Below are 6,111 nucleotides of genomic sequence, written 5' to 3' on the forward strand. Positions count from 1 at the left end.
GCCGGGCAAGGGCGCGCCGCGGGGCCCTGGCTGTGGCTCAGCGGCGCCTTCGCCCTGGGCGGCGGCTTCCTGCTCGCCCGGCGGGTCATCGACTGGCGCCTGCCGCTCGGCGTGCTCGCCGGCGCCGGCGCCACCGCGGCGCTGCTGCAGCTCGGCGGCGGGGCGCCGGTGGCCTTCCACCTCCTCGCCGGGGCCACCTGGATGGCGGCGTTCTTCATCGCCACGGACCCGGTCACGGCCCCCGTCGAGCCCGCCGCGCAGTGGCTCTACGGGCTCGGCATCGGCGCCCTCGCCCTGGTCATCCGCGAGCTCGGCGGCCACCCCGACGGCTTCGCCTTCGCCGTGCTGATGATGAACGCCACCGCCCCGCTGCTCGACTACCTCACCCGCCGCAAGGAGGGGGTCCAGGCTTGACGCTACCCGCCGGTATCCGCGCCGGGCTGGTGCTCGCCGGCTTCGTCGGCGCCGGCCTCACGCTGGTCGGCGCCGTCCACGAGGCCACCGAGGAGCGGATCGCCGCCGCCGAGCGCCAGGTCGTCCTCGATCGCCTCGAGGCGGTCCTGCCGCCGGGCTACGACAACGAGCCGGCGGAGGCGGCCTACGAGCGCCCCGCCCCCCTCGGCGACGGCCCGCCCATGCGCATCTACCCGGCCTACGGGGAGGGGCGCTACCTCGGCGCCGCCGTCGAGGTCACCGCCCCGGAGGGCTACGCCGGCCCCATCCGGCTGCTCATCGGCGTGCGCGCCGACGGCCGCGTCGTCGCCGTGCGGCCCGTCCGCCACCAGGAGACCCCGGGGCTCGGCGACGCCATCGAGGCCGGGCGCAGCGACTGGATCCGCTCCTTCAACGGCCACCGCCTCGGCGAGCCGCCGCGCCGGGAGTGGCGGGTCGCCGCCGACGGCGGGGCGTTCGACGCGATCACCGGGGCGACCATCACCTCCCGCGCCGTCGTCGACGCCGTCCGCGCGGTCCTGCTCGACTTCGAGTCCGCCCCGGGGCGCTACCGCGCCCAGCGCTCCGCCGGCGGCGAGGCCGCCCCTTAGTCCCCGCAGAGACGGCACAGGAGCCACGCGATGCAGCCGACACCGAGCGCCCGGACGATCCTCCGCGACGGGCTCTGGCACAACAACGCCGCCCTCGTCCAGCTCCTCGGCCTCTGCCCCCTGCTGGCGGTGACCACCTCGGCGGTGGCGGGGCTCGGGCTGGGCCTGGCCACGCTGCTGGTGGTCACCGCCTCGAACCTCGTCGTCTCCCTGATCCGCCACTACGTCCCGCAGGACGTGCGCATCCCGGTCTTCATCCTGGTCATCGCCGCCTTCGTCACCGTCATCGAGCTGCTCATGGCGGCGTGGCTCCACGAGCTCTACCGCACCCTCGGGCTCTTCCTGCCGCTGATCGTGACCAACTGCGCCATCCTCGGCCGCGCCGAGGCCTTCGCCTCGCGCCACCCCGTCGGCCCGGCGCTTGTCGACGGGCTCGCCACCGGGCTGGGCTTCGCGGCCGTGCTCATCGCCCTCGGGGCGCTGCGCGAGCTCCTCGGCCACGGCACCCTCCTCGCCGGCGCCGAGCAGCTCTTCGGCGAGGCCGCGGCGGGCTGGAGCGTGGAGCTCGTCGAGGGGGATGTCTTCCTCCTCGCCATCCTCCCGCCCGGGGCGTTCATCGGCCTGGCGCTGATGCTGGCGCTCAAGAACTGGCTCGAGGCCCGGCGCTCGGGGTGACGACCCCGCCTGCCGGCCCCCAACCCAACGAGGAGCATCGCACCGTGACCCCTGAGACGGTCTACGAGCTCTACCGCCGGCTCCGCGAGGCCCTGCCGGAGCCGGAGACCGAGCTGCTCTACGACTCGCCCTACGAGCTGCTCGTGGCGGTGACCCTGTCGGCGCAGAGCACCGACGAGAGCGTCAACCGCGCCACCCGCGAGCTCTTCCCGGTGGCGAGCACCCCCGAGGCGATCGTCGCCCTCGGCGAGGCGGGCCTCAAGCCGTACATCCAGCACATCGGGCTGTACAACAACAAGGCGCGCAACCTCATCGCCGCCAGCCGCAAGCTGCTCGAGGAGCACGACGGCGAGGTGCCGCGGACGCGCGAGGCGCTGGAGGCGCTACCCGGCGTCGGGCGCAAGACGGCCAGCGTCATCCTCAACGTCGCCTTCGGCGAGCCGACCATCGCCGTGGATACGCACATCTTCCGGGTGGCCAACCGCACCGGCCTGGCCCCCGGCAAGGACGTCCGCGCCGTCGAGGCGGGGCTGGAGGCGGTGACCCCGGCGCCCTTCCGGCTCCACGCCCACCACTGGCTGATCCTCCACGGGCGCTACACCTGCACGGCGCGCCGGCCGCGCTGCGGCGCCTGCCCCATCGCGGACCTGTGCGCGTACCCGGAGAAGACCCCCGAGAACACCTAGGGGACGGTGGGGGGCGCCGGCACCCCCCACCGGAAGGGGTGTACCGCGCTCAGCCGCGGCGCTTGGCGCCGAGGCGCAGGCGCAGGGCGTTGAGGCGGATGAAGCCGGCGGCGTCCTGCTGGTCGTAGGCGCCGGCGTCGTCCTCGAAGGTGGCCACGGAGGCGTCGAAGAGGCTCTTCGGCGACCGGCGGCCGACGACGGTGACGTTGCCCTTGTAGAGCTTCAGGCGCACCGTGCCCTCGACGTCCCGCTGGGTCTGGTCGATCAGCGCCTGCAGCGCCTCGCGCTCGGGGGCGAACCAGTACCCCTGGTAGATCAGCTCCGCGTAGCGCGGCATGAGCTCATCCTTGAGGTGCGCGGCGTCGCGGTCGAGGGTGATCGACTCCATGGCGCGGTGGGCGCGCAGCAGGATGGTCCCGCCGGGGGTCTCGTAGCAGCCGCGGGACTTCATGCCCACGTAGCGGTTCTCGACGATGTCGACGCGGCCGATGCCGTGGCGCCCGCCGAGCTCGTTGAGCCGGGAGAGCAGCGCCGCCGGCGAGAGGCGCTCGCCGTCGACGGCCACCGGGTCGCCGCCGGCGAACTCGATATCCACGTACTGCGGCGCGTCCGGGGCGGCCTCGGGGGCGTTGGTCCACAGCCACATCCGCTCCTCGGCCTCGGTCCAGGTGTCCTCGAGGACCCCGCCCTCGTAGGAGATGTGCAGCAGGTTGGCGTCCATGGAGTACGGCGCGCCGCCCTCCTCGCGCTTGCCCTCGATGTCGATGCCGTGGCGCTCGGCGTACTCGAGCAGCCGCTCGCGGGAGTTGAGGTCCCACTCCCGCCACGGGGCGATGACCCGGATGCCGGGCTCGAGGCCGTAGTAGCCGAGCTCGAAGCGGACCTGGTCGTTGCCCTTGCCGGTGGCGCCGTGGGCGACGGCGTCGGCGCCGGTCTCGCGGGCGATCTCCACCTGCCGCTTGGCGATCAGCGGCCGGGCGATGGAGGTGCCGAGCAGGTACTCGCCCTCGTAGACGGCGTTGGCGCGGAACATGGGGAAGACAAAGTCCCGGGCGAACTCCTCGCGCAGGTCGTCGACGTAGATCTCCCGGATCCCGAGCGCCTCCGCCTTGCGCCGGGCCGGCTCGAGCTCCTCGCCCTGGCCGAGGTCCGCGGTGAAGGTCACCACCTCGCAGCCGTAGGTCTCCTCGAGCCACTTGAGGATCACCGAGGTATCGAGGCCGCCGGAGTAGGCGAGAACGACTTTCTTGACGTCGGGCATGGGGTTGGGGCTCCGATTGGGTTCTAAGGCGTATGGGGCCGTACAGGATACTATAGGGCGCAGGCGGGTTCAGGCCCCCTCTGGGCCCCGCCGATCCACCGACACCGACCACCTGAGGCACCCCTGATGAATCGCACGACGCTCACCCTGCCCCGCCCCGACGACTGGCACCTGCACCTGCGCGACGGCGCCCTGATGCAGGCGGTGGCCCCCCTCGCCGCGGCGAGCTTCGCCCGCGCCATCGTCATGCCGAACCTGCAGCCGCCGATCACCACCACCGAGCGGGCGGCGGCGTACCGCCGGCGCATCCTCGCCGCCCTGCCGGCGGGCACGGCCTTCGAGCCGCTGATGACGCTCTACCTCACCGACAACACGCCGGCCGCGGAGATCGAGCGGGCGGCGGCCTCGGGGATCGTCCACGCCGTCAAGCTCTACCCCGCCGGGGCGACGACCCACTCCGACGACGGCGTCACCGACCTCGCCCGCTGCACGGAGGCCCTCGCCGCCATGGCCGAGCACGGGCTGCCGCTGCTCATCCACGGCGAGCGCATCGGCGCGGGGATCGACCTCTTCGACCGCGAGCGCGCCTTCCTCGAGGAGACCCTCCCGCCGCTGCGGGACCGCCACCCCCGCCTGAAGATCGTCCTCGAGCACGTCAGCACCGCCCTCGGCGCCGAGCTCGTCACCGGCGACGACCCGCGCCTGGCCGGGACCTTCACCCCGCAGCACCTGCTCTACAGCCGCGACCGCCTGCTCGCCGGCGGGCTCAAGCCGCACTACTACTGCATGCCCATCCTCAAGCGGGAGGCGGACCGGGAGGCGCTGCTCGAGGCGGCCACCTCGGGCCACCCGCGGGTCTTCCTGGGGACCGACTCGGCCCCGCACCCGCGCCGGGCCAAGGAGTCGGCCTGCTGTAGCGCCGGGTGCTTCAGCTCCCCCGTCGCCCTCGGCCTCTACGCCGAGGCCTTCGAGGCCGCCGGCGCCCTCGAGCGGCTCGAGGCCTTCGCCAGCCGCAACGGCCCGGCCTTCTACGGCCTGCCGGTCAACGACGAGCGCGTCGTCCTCGCCCGCGAGGAGGCGGCGGTCCCCGAGGCCTACCCGGCCGGCGGCGAGGACACCGTCGTACCGCTGCGCGCCGGCGAGTCCCTCGCCTGGCGCCTGCGCGCCGAGGCGAGCGGCTAGGCGTGCCGCGCCGGGCGTGCTGGCATAGAATGGCTCTAAAGGGTATGCGCACGCCCTGCCAGGCTCCCGTCACGGCATCGAGGAGGCGAGATCGCCATGAGTGAAAGCGCCATCCAGGAGGTCATCCGCCAGCAGGTCGGCGAGAACCCCATCATCCTCTACATGAAGGGCACGCCGGAGCAGCCGATGTGCGGCTTCTCCCAGCGGGCCGCCCAGGCGCTGGCCGCCTGCGGGCGGGAGTTCGCCTACGTCGACGTCCTCCAGGACGACGAGGTCCGCGAGGGGGTCAAGGCGTTCGGCGACTGGCCGACGATCCCGCAGCTCTACATCGACGGCGAGCTCACCGGCGGCAGCGACATCATCATGGAGATGTTCGACACCGGCGAGCTGCAGCGGCTCATCGACGGCGCCGGCGGCGGCGAGGGCACGAGCGGCTAGCCCGCGCCGCCCCCGGCGGGGGCTCAGGCCGGGGAGAAGCTCGAGGGCCGCCCCACCGCCTCGTCCCAGCGGTTGACGATGGCGCAGAAGAGCTCGGCGGTCTTCTCGGCGTCGTAGATCGCCGAGTGCGCCTCGCGCTTGTCCCACTCCAGCCCCGCGGCCCGGACCGCCTTGGCGAGGACCGTCTGGGCGTAGGCCAGCCCGGCGAGGGTCGCCGTGTCGAAGCTCGAGAAGGGGTGGAAGGGGTTGCGCTTGTAGCCCGTCCGGGCGACCGCGGCGTTGAGGAAGTCGAGGTCGAAGGTGGCGTTGTGGCCGACGAGCACGGCGCGGTTGCAGCCGGTCTGGCGCAGCTCCTGGCGCACGGGGTTGAAGACCTTGCGCAGCGCCTCGCGCTCGGGCACGGCCATGCGCAGCGGGTGGTCGGGGATGATCCCGTTGAGCTCGAGGGCCTTGGGGTCGATGTTCGCCCCCTCGAAGGGCTCCACGTGGCAGGAGTGGGTCTCGGCCGGGTAGAGGCGCCCCGTCCCCGGGTCGACGCGCAGGATCACCGCCGCGATCTGCAGCAGCGCGTCGCTGTGCGCCTGCAGCCCGCCGGTCTCCACGTCCACCACGACGGGGAGGAAGGCGCGGAAGCGGGTGCGGATCGGGGGCGCCCCGCCCTCAAGGGCCGCGGTCTCGGCGGACGGGTCGGTGACGCTGTGCTCGGACATAGCCTCGTTGCCTTGGGAGCGGTAGCGGGCATGCTAAGGCGGCGGGCGCCCGGGGACAACCGCGGGGCTAGCCGCCGCTGCCGGGCTCGCCCCAGCCGCCGCCGCCCGCCGTGGCG

Annotated in this window: 8 protein-coding genes; 6 read left to right on the plus strand and 2 right to left on the minus strand. The window is 73.7% G+C overall.

Annotation, left to right across the window (positions count from 1 at the left end; genetic code table 11):
- The 4 genes from CKO13_RS09960 to nth form a co-directional block, all read left to right on the plus strand.
- Positions 1-414, plus strand: a 414-nt coding sequence (locus CKO13_RS09960) for an RnfABCDGE type electron transport complex subunit D (RefSeq protein WP_200260322.1), incomplete at its 5' end; no start/stop codon positions are given.
- Entirely contained in the window at positions 411-1,043 is a 633-nt protein-coding gene (locus CKO13_RS09965) for an RnfABCDGE type electron transport complex subunit G (protein ID WP_200260325.1), read from the plus strand. The genes CKO13_RS09960 and CKO13_RS09965, both read left to right, overlap by 4 nt.
- A gap of 30 nt (positions 1,044-1,073) precedes the next feature.
- On the plus strand, positions 1,074-1,718 hold the full coding sequence (locus tag CKO13_RS09970) for an electron transport complex subunit E (RefSeq protein ID WP_200260328.1): 645 nt from the start codon (positions 1,074-1,076) through the stop codon (positions 1,716-1,718).
- A 44-nt stretch (positions 1,719-1,762) separates the two neighbouring features.
- Positions 1,763-2,404: an endonuclease III gene (gene nth, locus CKO13_RS09975; RefSeq protein WP_200260331.1), complete on the plus strand. Its 642-nt coding sequence runs from the start codon at positions 1,763-1,765 to the stop codon at positions 2,402-2,404.
- A 49-nt stretch (positions 2,405-2,453) separates the two neighbouring features.
- Here nth and CKO13_RS09980 read toward each other — a convergent pair whose 3' ends face one another.
- Entirely contained in the window at positions 2,454-3,665 is a 1,212-nt protein-coding gene (locus CKO13_RS09980) for an argininosuccinate synthase (RefSeq protein WP_200260334.1), read from the minus strand.
- 126 nt (positions 3,666-3,791) lie between these two features.
- Between CKO13_RS09980 and pyrC the strand changes: the two genes are divergently transcribed.
- Together pyrC and grxD are read left to right on the plus strand one after the other, a co-directional pair.
- Positions 3,792-4,847, plus strand: a complete 1,056-nt coding sequence (pyrC, locus tag CKO13_RS09985) for a dihydroorotase (protein WP_200260337.1) — start codon at positions 3,792-3,794, stop codon at positions 4,845-4,847.
- Between the two features lie 96 nt (positions 4,848-4,943).
- Positions 4,944-5,285 (plus strand): Grx4 family monothiol glutaredoxin, encoded by a 342-nt coding sequence (gene grxD / locus CKO13_RS09990; protein WP_200260340.1) that lies wholly within the window; start codon positions 4,944-4,946, stop codon positions 5,283-5,285.
- Between the two features lie 23 nt (positions 5,286-5,308).
- Here the strand turns inward: grxD and rnt are convergent, their stop codons facing one another.
- Positions 5,309-5,995: a ribonuclease T gene (gene rnt, locus CKO13_RS09995; RefSeq protein ID WP_200260343.1), complete on the minus strand. Its 687-nt coding sequence runs from the start codon at positions 5,993-5,995 to the stop codon at positions 5,309-5,311.
- Between the last annotated feature and the right edge of the window lie 116 nt (positions 5,996-6,111).

This window comes from Halorhodospira neutriphila, from assembly GCF_016584055.1.
Taxonomy (GTDB): domain Bacteria; phylum Pseudomonadota; class Gammaproteobacteria; order Nitrococcales; family Halorhodospiraceae; genus Halorhodospira; species Halorhodospira neutriphila.